Source organism: Prochlorococcus sp. MIT 0916 (genome assembly GCF_047305155.1).
Lineage (GTDB): Bacteria > Cyanobacteriota > Cyanobacteriia > PCC-6307 > Cyanobiaceae > Prochlorococcus_B.
Window position 1 is genome coordinate 536,637 of record NZ_CP138980.1, and the last position, 15,063, is coordinate 551,699.

The 15,063-nt window shown below is 38.0% G+C and carries 14 protein-coding genes, 1 tRNA gene, 1 other RNA gene and 1 riboswitch; of the genes, 8 read left to right on the forward strand and 8 right to left on the reverse strand.

Annotation, left to right across the window (positions count from 1 at the left end; all coding sequences use genetic code 11):
• The first annotated feature begins 110 nt into the window (after positions 1–110).
• Positions 111–2,630, forward strand: a complete 2,520-nt coding sequence (locus tag SIB53_RS02870) for a glycogen/starch/alpha-glucan phosphorylase (RefSeq protein ID WP_413678702.1) — start codon at positions 111–113, stop codon at positions 2,628–2,630.
• A 4-nt stretch (positions 2,631–2,634) separates the two neighbouring features.
• Here SIB53_RS02870 and SIB53_RS02875 read toward each other — a convergent pair whose 3' ends face one another.
• The 3 genes from SIB53_RS02875 to SIB53_RS02885 form a co-directional block, all read right to left on the reverse strand.
• A complete protein-coding gene (locus tag SIB53_RS02875) occupies positions 2,635–3,087 on the reverse strand; it encodes a hypothetical protein (RefSeq protein ID WP_413679104.1) in 453 nt (150 codons plus the stop codon).
• A 36-nt stretch (positions 3,088–3,123) separates the two neighbouring features.
• On the reverse strand, positions 3,124–3,462 hold the full coding sequence (locus tag SIB53_RS02880; protein WP_413678703.1) for a hypothetical protein: 339 nt from the start codon (positions 3,460–3,462) through the stop codon (positions 3,124–3,126).
• 100 nt (positions 3,463–3,562) lie between these two features.
• Positions 3,563–3,636 (reverse strand) — tRNA-Arg (locus SIB53_RS02885).
• Positions 3,637–3,671: 35 nt separating this feature from the next.
• Between SIB53_RS02885 and rnpB the strand changes: the two genes are divergently transcribed.
• Positions 3,672–4,075, forward strand: an RNA gene (gene rnpB / locus SIB53_RS02890) — RNase P RNA component class A.
• Between the two features lie 74 nt (positions 4,076–4,149).
• Positions 4,150–4,893 carry a ribonuclease III gene (gene rnc, locus SIB53_RS02895; protein ID WP_413678704.1) on the forward strand — a complete coding sequence of 248 codons (744 nt, stop codon included), beginning with the start codon at positions 4,150–4,152 and terminating at the stop codon, positions 4,891–4,893.
• A 28-nt stretch (positions 4,894–4,921) separates the two neighbouring features.
• Here the strand turns inward: rnc and SIB53_RS02900 are convergent, their stop codons facing one another.
• The gene (locus SIB53_RS02900) at positions 4,922–5,107 is read right to left on the reverse strand and encodes an NAD(P)H dehydrogenase subunit NdhS (RefSeq protein WP_413678705.1); all 186 of its coding nucleotides are present in this window, start codon (positions 5,105–5,107) and stop codon (positions 4,922–4,924) included.
• Positions 5,108–5,154: 47 nt separating this feature from the next.
• Here SIB53_RS02900 and rimM point away from each other — a divergent pair, with 47 nt between their 5' ends.
• Positions 5,155–5,685, forward strand: coding sequence for a ribosome maturation factor RimM (rimM, locus tag SIB53_RS02905; RefSeq protein WP_413678706.1), 531 nt, complete (start codon positions 5,155–5,157; stop codon positions 5,683–5,685).
• 52 nt (positions 5,686–5,737) lie between these two features.
• Positions 5,738–7,198 (forward strand): mannose-1-phosphate guanylyltransferase/mannose-6-phosphate isomerase, encoded by a 1,461-nt coding sequence (locus tag SIB53_RS02910; RefSeq protein ID WP_413678707.1) that lies wholly within the window; start codon positions 5,738–5,740, stop codon positions 7,196–7,198.
• A gap of 67 nt (positions 7,199–7,265) precedes the next feature.
• On the opposite strand, the gene glmS is transcribed toward SIB53_RS02910, so the two are convergent.
• Together glmS and psaC are read right to left on the reverse strand one after the other, a co-directional pair.
• A complete protein-coding gene (gene glmS / locus SIB53_RS02915) occupies positions 7,266–9,170 on the reverse strand; it encodes a glutamine--fructose-6-phosphate transaminase (isomerizing) (protein ID WP_413678708.1) in 1,905 nt (634 codons plus the stop codon).
• A gap of 67 nt (positions 9,171–9,237) precedes the next feature.
• On the reverse strand, positions 9,238–9,483 hold the full coding sequence (psaC, locus tag SIB53_RS02920; RefSeq protein ID WP_011295528.1) for a photosystem I iron-sulfur center protein PsaC: 246 nt from the start codon (positions 9,481–9,483) through the stop codon (positions 9,238–9,240).
• Between the two features lie 136 nt (positions 9,484–9,619).
• Here psaC and acpP point away from each other — a divergent pair, with 136 nt between their 5' ends.
• From acpP to tkt, 3 genes are read left to right on the forward strand one after another with little or no spacing between them, the layout of a single operon-like run.
• The gene (gene acpP, locus SIB53_RS02925; protein ID WP_011295529.1) at positions 9,620–9,862 is read left to right on the forward strand and encodes an acyl carrier protein; all 243 of its coding nucleotides are present in this window, start codon (positions 9,620–9,622) and stop codon (positions 9,860–9,862) included.
• Positions 9,863–9,869: 7 nt separating this feature from the next.
• Positions 9,870–11,117: a beta-ketoacyl-ACP synthase II gene (fabF, locus tag SIB53_RS02930; protein WP_413678709.1), complete on the forward strand. Its 1,248-nt coding sequence runs from the start codon at positions 9,870–9,872 to the stop codon at positions 11,115–11,117.
• A 48-nt stretch (positions 11,118–11,165) separates the two neighbouring features.
• Positions 11,166–13,178: a transketolase gene (gene tkt, locus SIB53_RS02935; RefSeq protein WP_413678710.1), complete on the forward strand. Its 2,013-nt coding sequence runs from the start codon at positions 11,166–11,168 to the stop codon at positions 13,176–13,178.
• A gap of 52 nt (positions 13,179–13,230) precedes the next feature.
• On the opposite strand, the gene thiC is transcribed toward tkt, so the two are convergent.
• A complete protein-coding gene (gene thiC / locus SIB53_RS02940) occupies positions 13,231–14,631 on the reverse strand; it encodes a phosphomethylpyrimidine synthase ThiC (RefSeq protein ID WP_413678711.1) in 1,401 nt (466 codons plus the stop codon).
• 44 nt (positions 14,632–14,675) lie between these two features.
• A riboswitch (TPP riboswitch) is annotated at positions 14,676–14,779 on the reverse strand.
• 69 nt (positions 14,780–14,848) lie between these two features.
• Positions 14,849–15,061: a DUF3188 domain-containing protein gene (locus tag SIB53_RS02945; protein ID WP_413678712.1), complete on the reverse strand. Its 213-nt coding sequence runs from the start codon at positions 15,059–15,061 to the stop codon at positions 14,849–14,851.
• Positions 15,062–15,063: the final 2 nt, after the last annotated feature.

A 15,063-nucleotide genomic window follows, 5' to 3' on the forward strand; every position in this document is an offset into this window, starting at 1 on the left:
ATATTTGGCATAAGTATCAAAGGAGACTTAATCAATAAGGTGTGGATCTGAAGTTACTAACTGATTACTAAAGCTTTATTGGCTAGCGTCCAGAAACATTTGATGCCTTTATGAGCAGCTCCCAGTCACTAGACCTGCGTCTGCCGACCCCAGGATGCTATGCGGATCCTGTTCGTGCTGGCATGGATGCTGATGCAGTCTTCGATGGAATGACTGAGCATCTCTTTTTCACTCTTGGCAAACTCGCTACATCGGCAAGCCTGAGAGATCTCTATATGGCTTTGAGCTTTGCTGTTAGAGACAGATTGATGAGTAGATATCTAACTAGCCAGGAGACAATTCGTGCAAGGCCCCAAAAAACAGTCGCATATCTTTCTGCTGAATTTCTAATTGGACCCCAACTAAATAATAATTTATTAAATTTAGGTATAAAAAAAGAAGCAGAAGAAGCTCTTAAAAGATTTGGCATTGAATCCCTAAACGATATATTAGAAGTAGAAGAAGAACCAGGGCTTGGCAATGGAGGGTTAGGTAGACTTGCTGCTTGCTATATGGAATCACTTGCAAGCCTGCAGGTGCCCGCAGTGGGGTATGGAATCCGTTATGAGTTTGGCATCTTTAACCAATTAATTCGAGATGGTTGGCAAGTAGAAGTTACTGATAAATGGCTCAAAGGGGGATGGCCTTGGGAATTACCTCAGCCAGACGAAGCATGTTTAGTAGGTTTTGGTGGACAAACTGAGAGTTATACGGATGACAATGGAAATTATCGCTCTCGGTGGATTCCAAGCGAGCATGCAATAGGTGTTCCACATGATGTTCCTGTTCTTGGTTATAGAGTTAATAGCTGTGACCGCCTGAGATTATGGAGAGCAGATGCAACCGAGAGCTTTGATTTCTATGCCTTTAATATTGGCGATTATTATGGTGCTGTTGAAGAAAAAGTAGCCTCGGAAACTCTTTCAAAGGTTCTATATCCCAATGATGGAACTGATGAAGGACGAAGATTGCGATTAAAGCAGCAACACTTTTTTGTAAGTTGTTCCTTACAGGACATGCTCCGAAGTCTAGAAAAGCGATCCATACCTGTTGAAGATTTTCCCAATCATTGGACAGTTCAACTAAATGATACGCACCCAGCTATTGCAGTTGCTGAGTTAATGAGACTATTAATCGATCAACATAGATTGGATTGGGATAAAGCTTGGGAAATCACCAATAGATCAGTTGCATATACAAACCATACTTTGTTACCCGAAGCTCTGGAGAAATGGGACCTCAACCTATTTAAAAACTTATTGCCCAGACATTTAGAACTTATATATGAAATAAATAGGAGATTCTTACAGCAAGTAAGACTTAAGTATCCAGGTAATGATCTGATTTTAAGAAAGCTTTCAATTATTGACGAAGAAGGTGGCAAAGCTATTCGGATGGCACATTTAGCGACAATTGGAGCACATCATGTAAATGGAGTCGCTGCACTTCATTCAGATTTAATCAAGAGACAATTATTACCTGAATTTGCAGAACTCTGGCCTGAAAAATTCACTAACGTCACCAATGGAGTTACTCCACGTAGATGGGTGGCTTTAGCCAATCCTGAACTTTCCAAACTTCTTGACAAAGAGATTGGTCCCAATTGGATTACTAATATGGACCTATTATTAGAGTTAGAAAAAAAAGAAGATGATTCTAATTTCTTAGATCTTTTTGCTTCAGCTAAGCTATCTGGTAAAAGAAAGCTTGCTGGTTATATTCACAGACAAACTGGTGTCCTAGTAGATCCCGCAAGTTTATTTGATGTTCAAGTTAAAAGAATTCACCAATATAAGAGACAGCATTTAAATGCTTTGCAAGTAATTGCACAATATCTAAGAATAAAAAATGGAATAACCAAAAATATCGCACCTCGTACAATCATTTTTGGTGGAAAAGCTGCGCCTGGCTATTTCATGGCAAAGCTAATGATCAGATTTATCAATGGGATAGCAGATGTAGTAAATGCAGATCCTGATATGGATGGATTACTAAGAGTAGTCTTTCTTCCTGACTACAATGTGAAACTAGGTGAGCAAGTCTATCCAGCAACAGATCTTTCTGAGCAAATTTCAACCGCTGGTAAAGAAGCCTCAGGGACTGGAAATATGAAATTTGCCATGAATGGAGCATTAACAATAGGAACACTTGATGGAGCTAATGTAGAGATAAGAGAAAGAGTAGGCTCCGAAAACTTCTTTTTGTTTGGTAAGACAGAGTCAGAAATTATGGAATTAAGAGATCAAGGTTATAGTCCTAATAGTTTTATTAAAGAATCAGATGAATTACAAGAAACTCTCAAGTTAATAGAGGTTGGACATTTTAGTAACGGTGATAGTGCACTTTTTAAACCAATAATAAATATTTTGACGGGCAATGATCCATTCTTTGTTATGGCAGATTTTGACGATTATCTTCGTGCACAAGATGAGGTTAGTAAAGCATGGAAAAAGAGTCAAAAATGGAACCGAATGGCTTTATTAAATACTGCAAGGTCTGGTTTTTTCTCATCAGATAGGTCAATTAGAGAATATTGTCAATCCATATGGAAAGTTAAACCATTACCTGTCGAAATAAGTTGTGAAAAATAAATATCTATTTATCTGGTAAGTCAGGTGTTTGATGTAATAATCTGTTCAATCTTAATCGATCAATATTTAATGGATCTGGAGCTAATTCCCCAGCAACCTCTCTAAATATATCTTCAACATCATCGGGAACTTTAAAATCAAATATTCTTTCCATTAGAGCCTCAATTGAATACAAATGAGCATTAATATTCTCAAGATCAGAGATTACTTGTGAAATAGATTTATCTTTTTTCTCAAAAGTTCCAGTTCTTAAATTCTCTTCAGATTGATCGGACAAATTTGTATTCAGTTTCTTTTGCAAATCTTCTAAAACTCGTCCACATAAAGTTCTAAAAGATTGAAGCGCTGCCCAATTTATCTCTTGTTGTTGACGCAGAGTGGGGAACTCTCTAATTAAACGATCATGTTCCCTGTAAAATCTCAGGCAATCTGGACATTGGCATGGTTCTTCAGGCACCTTCATCAAGGCAGCTTGAAACCATCATGGCATTTATTAGGCCGTCATAGGTGGTTCATCCTGAAAAGATTCTCCTCCTCCTTCAATATTGTCTACATCGGAACTCTCAGGCAGAGGTATCTCAATGCTAGTTACTACTTGAATTACATCACGCAATCTCATTGAGTCCGCGAACCATCCCATGGCTTGTTCTGTATCAGCCCTACCTTCTGCATCATTAGCTTGATCTTCATGTGCTTCAGCTAAAAGTGTTAGCCAACATAAACATCTAGCTTGAACAATTGATAGATCTAAATCACTCGGTTGGGAATTAGATATGTGCTCACTCTCTTGTTGAACAAGTAACCGCAAGCGAAGATCGTGAAGCTGGGCCATGTTGACTTATTCACTACACCAACGCTAGCGAGAGAGTAACAATTTTGCACACCCACCACATGTAGGAGTACATATTTTTACTTTTAATTCGTTTTTTGCACGGGACTGGCGGGACTCGAACCCACGACCTACGGTTTAGGAAACCGTCGCTCTATCCAACTGAGCTACAGTCCCCTGAAATTAAGTATGCCTTGAGGCATGATGGAGTTGAAAGCAGGGGAGGTGATCGCAATAGAATCATTCAGCTAAACGCTGAAGAATTCTATTGAGGAAAGTCCGGGCTCCTATTTGGCCAGGCTTGCTGGGTAATTCCCAGTGCGGGTGACCGTGAGGATAGTGCCACAGAAACACACCGCCTAATGCTAAATGGGGAAATCCCAACAAGCGCGGCAAGGGTGCAAAGGTGCGGTAAGAGCGCACCAGCAGCATCGAGAGGTGCTGGCTAGGTAAACCCCGGCTAGGAGCAAGGCGAGGGACGCTGGAGGCCATAGACCTTGTCCCTAAGAAGAGCCGCTTGAGGCTATCGGCAACGTTAGTCCCAGATAGATGATTGCCCATTCACTTTCTAAGAAAGAGGAATGAACAGAACCCGGCTTATGACCTGCTTTCACTTTATTTAAGTTTACAAAAAGAAATTTAAAACAAAATCCTGTTTTTCATAAACTCAATTATGTGCTTTAAAGAATTATGGAAATCTCAACTCAAAGAGTAGAAGAAATAATTAATTTTATTAGAGGTCTAAATCTAGATCAACAATATCAAAAAGAATTTACTCATAAAAAAATAAAAAATATTTTATTTATCAATGAATCACTTACACATAGTTCAGCAAATAGTGAAATTAATTATGAGAATCTTGAATTTCTTGGAGATGCAGTTCTAAGACTCATTGCATCTGATTTCATAAAAAATAAATATCCATATATGCAAGTTGGAGAAAGATCTGAACTTCGCTCACATCTTGTAAGTGATCAATGGCTAGAGGAAGTAGGTAAAAGCATAGAGATAAAAAGTGTATTATTAATTGGTAAAAAAGCTCTTAGAGATAAATCAGCGAATTCAACTATTCAAGCAGAGGCAACTGAAGCGTTAATAGGAGCTTTGTATGAAAGTCTCACTGTTTTAGATCCTATAAAAAATTGGCTTATTCCATTCTGGGATAAAAAAAGCAAAGAAATTCTAGCTGATCCTCATAAAAAAAATTACAAATCAGCACTTCAGGAATTAACTCAAAGTGAAGGAGTATCTATCCCTGTATACAAAACAATTGAAATTGACAAAACACATGACAATCCAAAACGATTTTTTTGTACTGTTTATATCAAAAATCGATCAATAGCTGAGGGTTGGGGAAAATCAATGAAACAAGCAGAAAAGGATGCAGCAAGTAAAGCACTAAATTATTTGGATAATAGTGTAATTGATCAGTAATTCTTCATTTCTTTGGAACAATTATTCATCAGCTTTTAACGAGATCTTTTAAAGGTAATGTTAATAATTTATCCCAATTACCTCCTTCAAAAAGCACTGCCGCTTTATTACCACTAATTCTTTGAACAAAACCTTCATAGCCGTTATAAATTGACTCTTGATTCTTAACAGTTACTGTTGTACCAGGGAGAATAGGATCTTTTGAATCAGCCATAATTAAACATATTCAAATAAACTGTTAAAAAAAGTCTACTAATAAAAATGATCGAAAACGATAAATGGATATCAATAGGTGAAATTGTTGCGCCGCAGGGTTTAAGAGGAAATATACGGGTTAAACCTAGCAGCGACTTTCCTGAAAGGTTTACCAACCCAGGAAAACGATGGATTCAAAAAAATAACGAATTACCCACTGAAATCAAATTAAACAAAGGAACGCTTATTCCTGGCAAAGCAATCTATGTACTTTCTATTGAGGGAGTATCGAATAGACGTTCTGCAGAGGAAATGATTGGATGGAAATTAGTTATTCCAATTGATAGCAGACCACTTTTGAGTAAAGATGAGTACCATTATTTTGATTTAATTGGTTTAGAAGCAAGAAGAGGCCCGGAAAAGACTTTAATTGGTTATGTAACGGACTTAATCAAAGGGGGGAATGACCTTCTAGAGATAGAGTTAGTGGAAGGTAAAAAAGTTTTGGTACCTTTTGTTAAAGAAATTGTCCCAGAAATAGAAATCAAAGAAAAATGGCTGCTAATCAATCCACCCCCTGGCTTATTGGAACTCTAAAAATCATTCAGGTTTTTAAGCAGAACTTCAAGTATGGATTACAAAATTCTTCATGGAAATAACCGATAACTCAATAATTCCTGTAATTCTTAGTGGTGGATCAGGAACAAGACTTTGGCCACTTTCGAGAGAAAGTTATCCTAAACAATTTCTGGCACTAGATTCGCGAACAAAGAAAACTCTTTTACAAAACACTTATGAAAGGCTTCTAGGTTTAGATGGACTAGAAAATCCAATTTTAATATGTAATGAGGAGCATAGATTTATAGTTGCAGAACAATTTAGAGAGATAAATACTGATCCTCAAGCTATTATTCTTGAACCCGTAGGCCGTAATACGGCCCCAGCAATAGCAGTTGCTGCTCTTCAAGCAATTTCTTTAGGTAAAGATCCTTTGCTTTTAATTTTGGCAGCTGATCATTTAATAGAAAATATCGTTGAGTTTCAAAGAGTCATTCAATCTGCAAAAGCTTATGCAAATCAGGGAAGATTAGTGACTTTTGGTATTGTTCCAACATCCGGAGAAACTGGTTACGGTTATATTGAAGCAAAAGAATCGCCTAATAAAGAAGATCAAATAACTGGTTTAGAAATAAACAAATTTATAGAAAAACCTAATAAAGATATCGCTGAAAAATTAATCAAAGATTCTCGCTACACTTGGAATAGTGGTATGTTTCTCTTTAAAGCGAGTTCGGTAATAAATGAATTAGAAAAATTCTCTCCAGAAATAATTAATTATTGCAAAATTTCCTTAGAAAAAGATGTAAAAGATCTTGATTTTCTTAGGTTAGAAGCAGAGTCATTCAAGCAATGTCCAAAAATATCATTAGATATAGCAGTGATGGAAAAAACAAAATTAGGAACCGTTCTTCCTTTAAATGTTGGATGGAGTGACATTGGAAGTTGGAAATCTTTATGGGATATTAGTCAAAAAAATAATGATGGAAACTATATAAATGGAAGAGTAATAGCTGAAAAAAGTAAAAACTGTTATTTAAACAGTGAACAACGTCTAATAGTAGGTATAGGGATTGAAAATCTAATCGTTGTAGATACAAATGATGCTGTATTAGTGGCTAATAGAGATCAATCCCAAAATATTGGAAATATAGTAAAAGGTCTGAGTTCATCATCCTTTCCAGAAGGTAAAATGCACAGAAAAATTTATAGACCTTGGGGCAATTACACTACAATAGTTGAGGGTAAAAGATGGCTTGTAAAGCTAATAGAAGTAAAGCCAAATGCCTCTCTTTCTTTACAAATGCATAACCATAGAGCTGAACATTGGGTCGTAGTTAATGGAACAGCTTTGATAGAAAAAAATGGAGAAAAGAAACTTTTAACTGAAAATGAAAGTACATTTATTCCTTTAGGGTGCAAGCATAGGTTAAGTAATCCAGGGGAAATGAAGCTTGAGCTTATTGAAGTTCAAAGCGGTAACTATTTAGATGAAGAAGATATCATCCGCTTTGAAGATTCTTACGGAAGACTAAAAAATACGCGTTCATAAAAACTATAGTTTTTTTCAAATCAATTACTAAAAATTAATTATACAAGTTCATTTAAAATTGAAATTTTTATTCCACAGTCACGCTTTTTGCTAAATTCCTAGGCTGATCGACATCTAAGCCTTTATGGGCAGCTATGTGATAACTAAATAACTGTAAAGGTACAACGGTCAATAGAGGACTAATCCATTCACTAACTTTTGGAATAGTAAATAATTCATCGAACATTTCTGACTCAGGTCCATACGTCGAAACCCCAATTAAACGAGCATCTCTAGCTTTAGCCTCTTGTGAATTGCTTAGAACTTTTTCATAAACAATACCAGGAACAGCTATTGATACCACCGGGACATGTTGATCCAACAGTGCTATTGGTCCATGCTTTAACTCTCCAGCGGGATAGCCTTGCGCGTGGATGTAACTGATTTCCTTCAGCTTAAGAGCACCTTCAAGTGCAATTGGATAATTTATTCCTCTACCTAAGAAAATTACATCTTTTGTGTCAACAAATAAATGGGCTATTTCCTGAGAGAGAGAATCATGTTTTTTTATCAGATCCGCTAGCTGTTTAGGAATTAATCGCAAATCATGAGAGAGATCTAAAATTTCTTGCGATGATCTTTTTTGTCTATGAGAAGCAAATAAAAGTGTCAAACCATAAAAGGACAACATTTGACCAAGAAAAGTTTTAGTTGCTGCGACACCTATTTCAATGCCTGATTCAATATCAATAACATTTTCCAATTCGCGACCTAAACTACTATCAACTCTATTAGTAATTCCTAGTTGATGAAAATAAAAGTTAGGATCGTCAGCCGAATCTCTTCTCTCCTTTTCCATTCTTAATGCAGCCAAGGTGTCTGCGGTTTCGCCAGATTGACTCACTCCAATAGTCAGAGTATTTGGGGAGAGTGGAGGAGGAGCATATCGAAATTCACTCGCGAAATATACCTTTGTTGGAACTCCTGCAAACTGTTCCAACAAATAAGCACCAACCATACCTGCATGTCTGCTAGTACCGCAGGCAAGTATTTGTATTTGTTCTATCCTCTCAACAAGAGATGTCGAAATCGGCAAAGCTACTGAATTACCCGAGGGCAAATCCATAGGCAAAAATCTATCTAACCATTGTTGTGCCGTCTCTGGCTGCTCATAAATTTCTTTAAGCATAAAATGACGGAAATCTTTTTTATCTGCAAAAAATTCAGTACCTTGTAACAGTGATGGAGCTCTGTGCTGCCTATTTCCATCATCACCATAAAGTTCAATTCCCAATGGTGTTAGCAGTGCAATTTCATGATCCCTTAAAGGTAAAAATGTACGCGTAAAACCCACCAAAGCAGGGGTATCACTTGCACAAAAAAACTCCCCCTCTCCAAAGCCAAGGACTAATGGCGCTTGTTCACTAGCAACCACTAAAGCATTGGGTGCCTTAGACCAAATCACTGCTATGGCATAAGTCCCCTCTAACCAAGTCAAAACCTTTTGAACTGCTTTTAATAATGTGTGTCCATTAGGGGGAAAACCATTAGCCAGAGACTGTTCTATTTCTAATCCGATTAAATGCGGAATAATTTCAGTGTCAGTTTCCGAAGTAAATTTAATTCCTTTTATGGCAAGGCTTTTAGATATATCTCTATAGTTTTCAATAATCCCGTTTTGCACAACTGCAATTTGCCCTGAGAAATCAAGATGAGGATGGGCATTCCTTTCGTTAGGTTTGCCATGAGTAGCCCATCTGGTATGGCCTATGCCTACATGACCTTTTGGAAGCTTTTGTTTAATTAAATTTGAAAGATTAATCAGCTTTCCTTTTGATTTTTTGACATTTATTTGGCCACTATTATCCTTATTTGAATTGTCAATTGTTGCTATCCCTGCAGAGTCATAGCCACGATATTCGAGTTTTCTTAATCCATCGATTAGTAAAGAAGAGACTTCTCTAGATCCAATTACTGCAAATATGCCACACATGTATTTAAATTATTATCACAAATTATATATATATAAAATAAACCTTCTTTAAGAAAAATACTAATTTCTAATAAGCCAAACCCATACTTCTAGTTGTTTCATCACCTAGATAGACCCTAATACTTAAAAAATCAGTTGGGCAAGCAGTTTCACATCGCTTACATCCAACACAATCTTCGGTTCTCGGAGATGAAGCTATCTGTGAGGCTTTGCAACCATCCCAGGGCACCATTTCAAGAACATCCAGTGGACAAGCCCTTACGCATTGGGTGCAGCCAATACAGGTGTCATAGATTTTGACGGCGTGTGACAAATTACCAACCCATGTTTCCTTGATGTATAAAACTATACCTACGTTTCGCTACATAAAAAAAAATAGTTGCAATGCCGTCACTTTTGTTAACTCGACACTCTAACCCGTAAGATTGGAAGTCAGGTCTAAGAAGGTTATGTCCCAGGAAGCAATCCTTGAAAAAGTTCGTTCTATTGTCGCAGAACAACTTAGCGTTGAAGCTGGTGAAGTAAAGCCGGATTCAAATTTCCAAAACGATCTCGGTGCTGACTCTCTCGACACTGTCGAATTAGTTATGGCTCTCGAAGAAGCATTTGACATAGAGATCCCTGACGAGGCTGCAGAAGGCATTGCCACTGTCGGGGATGCAGTCAAATACATCGAAGAAAAACAGTCTTGAGGTTTAAATGATGGAGAAACTCCATCGAGTTGTTATTACAGGTCTTGGTGCCATTACTCCTATTGGCAATAACCTAAAAAGTTACCTCCAAGGCCTTCAATCTGGTCAAAATGGGGTCGATCAAATAACACTCTTTGATGCCTCATCTCATGCATGCAGATTTGCAGCAGAGGTAAAAAGTTTTGACCCAAAAGGTATTTTAGAGCCAAAAGAATCCAAAAGATGGGATCGTTTCTCAAAATTTGGAGTCATTGCAGCAAAAGAAGCACTGAATCATTCAGGCCTCGTAATTGACGCTTCAAATTCGGCAAGAATTGGAGTAATTATTGGATCGGGAGTTGGCGGATTGCTGACTATGGAAACTCAAGCACATGTTTTAAACAACAAAGGAGCTAGTCGAGTAAGTCCTTTTACCGTACCCATGATGATTCCAAACATGGCTACTGGTCTTGCTGCAATTGCACTTGGCGCTAAAGGTCCAAGTTCAGCAGTTTCAACTGCTTGTGCGGCAGGGTCAAATGCTATTGGTGATGCATTCAGACTTCTCCAATTAGGCAAGGCAGATGCAATGGTTTGTGGCGGAGCAGAAGCAAGTATCACACCTCTTGGGGTGGCAGGCTTTGCGAGTGCCAAGGCCCTATCATTTAGAAATGACGATCCATCTACAGCAAGTAGACCATTTGATTCTCAAAGAGATGGATTCGTAATTGGCGAAGGTGCAGGTGTATTAATTTTAGAAACTCTTGACCATGCATTACAAAGAGACGCAAAAATACATGCCGAAATAATTGGTTATGGAACCACATGTGATGCTCATCACATCACATCTCCTACACCAGGTGGAGTAGGAGGTGCAGAAGCCATGAAACTTGCATTAAATGATGGAAAAATCAATCCTGAGCAAGTTGATTACATCAATGCTCATGGAACAAGTACTCCCGCAAATGACAGTAATGAAACTTCGGCAATTAAAACTGCATTAGGCAATCACGCGTTCCAAGTTCCCACTAGTTCAACCAAATCAATGACTGGTCATTTGTTGGGAGGTTCAGGAGGAATAGAAGCCGTTGCTTGTGTTTTAGCAATAAAACATGAAATAATTCCGCCAACAATTAACTATTCCAATCCTGACCCAAATTGTGATCTTGATTATGTTCCCAACAAAGCAAGAGAAAAGAAATTAGGCGTAGTACTATCTAACTCTTTCGGGTTTGGCGGTCACAATGTCTGTCTAGCTTTTCGACAGATGATTTAATCAATTTCGTCTTCACTGTCCACTAAAAATTTTTTTCACTAAATAAAAATGGTTGCCCTGACTAATTCTCTAGACACGCTATGCATCAATAGCATCAGAATGCTCGCAGTTGACGCAGTTAATAAATCAAATAGTGGTCACCCAGGACTTCCCATGGGTTGCGCACCAATGGGATACGCATTATGGGACAAACATCTTCGTCATAATCCAAAAAATCCAAAATGGTTTAACCGAGATAGATTCGTTCTTTCTGCTGGACATGGGTGCATGCTGTTATATGCCCTTTTACATTTAACTGGCTACGACTCTGTAACGATGGAGGACATAAAACAATTCCGACAATGGGGTGCTAAAACTCCTGGACATCCAGAAACCTTCGAGACGCCTGGAGTAGAAGTAACTGCAGGCCCATTGGGAGCTGGAATTTCAAATGCAGTGGGACTTGCAATAGCAGAAGCGCACTTATCAGCCAAATTCAATAAACCTGACTCAACAGTTGTAGACCATTACACATACGTAATTATGGGTGATGGATGTAATCAAGAAGGAATAGCTTCAGAAGCTTGTTCTCTTGCTGGTCATCTAAAGCTTGGAAAATTAATTGCTCTATACGATGACAACAGCATCACAATTGATGGGAGAACAGATGTATCTTTTACAGAGGATGTATTAAAGAGATATGAAGCTTATGGATGGCATGTTCAAGAAATACCTGATGGAAATACAGATGTAGAAGGCATCTCTAAAGCTATAGAAAAAGCTAAAGCTGTCACTGATAAGCCATCAATCATAAAAATTACGACAACTATAGGATTCGGTTCTCCAAACAAGAGTGATACAGCTGGGATCCATGGAGCTGCTCTTGGTGAAGAAGAGGCAAAGCTTACAAGGAAAGAACTTGATTGGTCATATGAACCTTTTAAAATCCCTCAAGATGTATACGATCAATACCGTCAAGCAATTAAAAGAGGATCCCAACTTGAAGCCGACTGGAATCAAACACTTGAGGATTACAGGAAAAAGTATCCTGCTGAAGCATCTGAATTTGAACGGATGCTTAGAGGAGAACTTCCTCAAGGATGGGACAAAGATTTACCTACATATACATCCGAAGACAAGGGCCTGGCCACAAGAAAACATTCTCAAATATGTTTAGGTGCACTAGGACCAAATGTTCCTGAATTAATAGGGGGTTCTGCGGATTTAACTCATTCAAATTACACAGATATCAAAGGTGAGACTGGATCTTTTCAATATGAAAGTCCTGAAAAACGTTATCTACATTTCGGCGTCAGAGAACATGCTATGGCTGCCATCTTGAATGGTATTGCATATCACGATAGTGGTCTAATCCCATATGGTGGAACCTTTTTAGTTTTCGCAGACTACATGCGAGGTTCGATGCGTCTTTCCGCGTTAAGTGAGCTAGGTGTTATTTATATTTTAACTCACGATTCCATAGGTGTTGGTGAAGATGGACCAACACATCAGCCAATAGAAACCATTCCATCATTACGAGCAATGCCAAATATGCTGGTTTTCCGTCCAGGAGATGGCAATGAAACCAGTGGAGCATATAAAGTTGCAATTAAAAACCGAAAAAGACCAAGTTCTTTATGCCTAAGTAGGCAGGGCATGGCCAATCAGCAAAATTCATCAGTAGAAAAAGTTGCTTTAGGTGGATACATACTTGAAGATTGTGATAGTAACCCTGACCTAATACTTATCGGAACTGGCACCGAACTTGATTTATGTGTACAAGCAGCTAAAAAGTTAACTTCAGAAGGTAAAAAAGTGCGAGTTGTTTCTATGCCCTGTGTAGAACTTTTTGAAGAACAAAGCGAAAGTTATAAAGAGCAAGTTTTACCTTCTAACATTAGAAAACGCCTAGTGGTTGAAGCTGCAGAGAGCTTCGGATGGCATAAATATATTGGTCTTGATGGAGACAGCGTTACGATGAATAGCTTTGGAGCCTCTGCTCCAGGTGGCCTATGTATGGAAAAATTTGGATTTACTATTGAGAATGTAGTAGAGAAATCTAGAAGTCTTCTAAACAAATAAAATTAATTGTTATTAATAGTTAATCCAATTAAATATCAAGTTAAACAAAGAATTAATTTTCTTTGTTTAACTTGATAGGGGTTAATTCAGCTGCACCTTTTGACTTGATTTGATTATCTAATTTATCTAGATCTTCATCTGTAATTTTTGTATTCATTGGACAATGATTAGGACCACACATTGAACAAAACTCTGCTTTTTTGAAAATTTCTTCAGGTAAAGTTTCATCGTGATATTGCTTAGCTCTCTCTGGATCTAAGGACAATTCAAACTGTTTATTCCAGTCAAATTCTTTACGAGCCTTACTTAATTCATCATCACGATCACGAGCCCCTGATCTATGTCTTGCGACATCTGCAGCATGAGCAGCAATTTTGTAAGCAATCAAGCCTTCTCTGACATCCTCAGGATTTGGCAAACCAAGATGTTCCTTAGGCGTTACGTAACAAAGCATCGCTGTACCATACCAACCTGCCATAGCTGCACCAATAGCACTAGAAATGTGGTCATACCCAGGAGATATATCCGTTACCAACGGACCTAGAACATAGAAAGGAGCTTCTGAACATTCCTCCATTTGCTTCCTAACATTGAATTCAATTTGATCCATAGGGACATGGCCTGGACCTTCTACCATTACTTGGACGTCATGCTTCCAAGCACGTCTAGTCAATTCACCCAGGGTTTTCAACTCAGCAAGTTGAGCTTCATCTGATGCATCATGCAGGCACCCAGGCCTAAGTGAGTCACCTAAAGAAAAAGTACAATCATAGCGTTTAAAAATTTCGCATATATCATCAAAACGAGTAAACAAAGGATTTTGCTTATAGTGATAAAGCATCCATTGAGCAAGTATTCCTCCACCACGACTAACTATTCCAGTAATACGACCTTTAACCTTGGGTAAATGTTCAATCAATAAGCCTGCATGAATAGTTTGATAATCAACTCCTTGCTGACAATGTTTTTCAATTATGTGTAAAAAATCATCTTCAGTTAACCTAGAAATAGATCCATGAACACTTTCTAAAGCTTGATAAACAGGTACTGTACCAATCGGGATAGGGGAGGCATTAATAATGGCGGTTCGCACCTCATCTAAATTAACCCCTCCAGTAGACAAATCCATAAGAGTATCTGCGCCATACTTAACTGCCAACTCAAGCTTCTTTAATTCTTCATTTACATCACTTGCATTTGGTGAAGCACCAATATTTGCATTCACTTTACATGTAGAGGCAATTCCTATTGCCATAGGCTCTAAATTCGTATGGTTGATATTTGCAGGAATAATCATCCGACCTCTAGCAACCTCCTCCATCACCAGAGACTCAGGAAGATTCTCACGCTTTGCCACGAAAACCATTTCTTCAGTGATTTCGCCATTACGAGCGAAATGCATCTGAGAAACATTGGTTTTACCCTTTCTAGACACAACCCAAGAATTCCGCATGAACTAAAAAGCTATTGAATAAACAAAGGGAGCAATATACAAAGATCACAAAAATTTCACTTTCCCTACGCTGGTTCAAACCAGATCAGGTTCAGAGGGTGTGATCTCAGCCATAAAGCAAAGCGATATGGCACCCCTAGCTATGTTTATAAGTTAGCTCGAAATCCTCAAACAAACCCTAAAGTTTTTATAGATAAAAAATTGCGTATTAATAATTTTAATCATTCATATCCTTTTTGATCTCTAGGAACAACATGCGACGTCTTCTAAATCTTCTAACCCCTCCAGTCAAAATCAATCCACTCCCAACTACTAGAGCAGGTATCGCTTGAATTTTGTCTTTGCCCTCTCTATGCAAAAAGCCGGTAATTGCCAATAAAATCAGCAAAGGTGCTGAAATTGAAATTAAAGGGTTACCCAATCTATTCATGA

Coding starts and splice junctions, on each gene's coding strand:
- tkt (WP_413678710.1), top strand. CDS start 11,166: ATGGTTGCCCTGACTAATTCTCTAGACACGCTATGCATCAATAGCATC.
- SIB53_RS02945 (WP_413678712.1), bottom strand. CDS start 15,061: ATGAATAGATTGGGTAACCCTTTAATTTCAATTTCAGCACCTTTGCTG.
- SIB53_RS02870 (WP_413678702.1), top strand. CDS start 111: ATGAGCAGCTCCCAGTCACTAGACCTGCGTCTGCCGACCCCAGGATGC.
- SIB53_RS02910 (WP_413678707.1), top strand. CDS start 5,738: ATGGAAATAACCGATAACTCAATAATTCCTGTAATTCTTAGTGGTGGA.
- glmS (WP_413678708.1), bottom strand. CDS start 9,170: ATGTGTGGCATATTTGCAGTAATTGGATCTAGAGAAGTCTCTTCTTTA.
- SIB53_RS02900 (WP_413678705.1), bottom strand. CDS start 5,107: ATGGCTGATTCAAAAGATCCTATTCTCCCTGGTACAACAGTAACTGTT.
- rnc (WP_413678704.1), top strand. CDS start 4,150: ATGGAAATCTCAACTCAAAGAGTAGAAGAAATAATTAATTTTATTAGA.
- rimM (WP_413678706.1), top strand. CDS start 5,155: ATGATCGAAAACGATAAATGGATATCAATAGGTGAAATTGTTGCGCCG.
- thiC (WP_413678711.1), bottom strand. CDS start 14,631: ATGCGGAATTCTTGGGTTGTGTCTAGAAAGGGTAAAACCAATGTTTCT.
- acpP (WP_011295529.1), top strand. CDS start 9,620: ATGTCCCAGGAAGCAATCCTTGAAAAAGTTCGTTCTATTGTCGCAGAA.
- SIB53_RS02880 (WP_413678703.1), bottom strand. CDS start 3,462: ATGGCCCAGCTTCACGATCTTCGCTTGCGGTTACTTGTTCAACAAGAG.
- fabF (WP_413678709.1), top strand. CDS start 9,870: ATGATGGAGAAACTCCATCGAGTTGTTATTACAGGTCTTGGTGCCATT.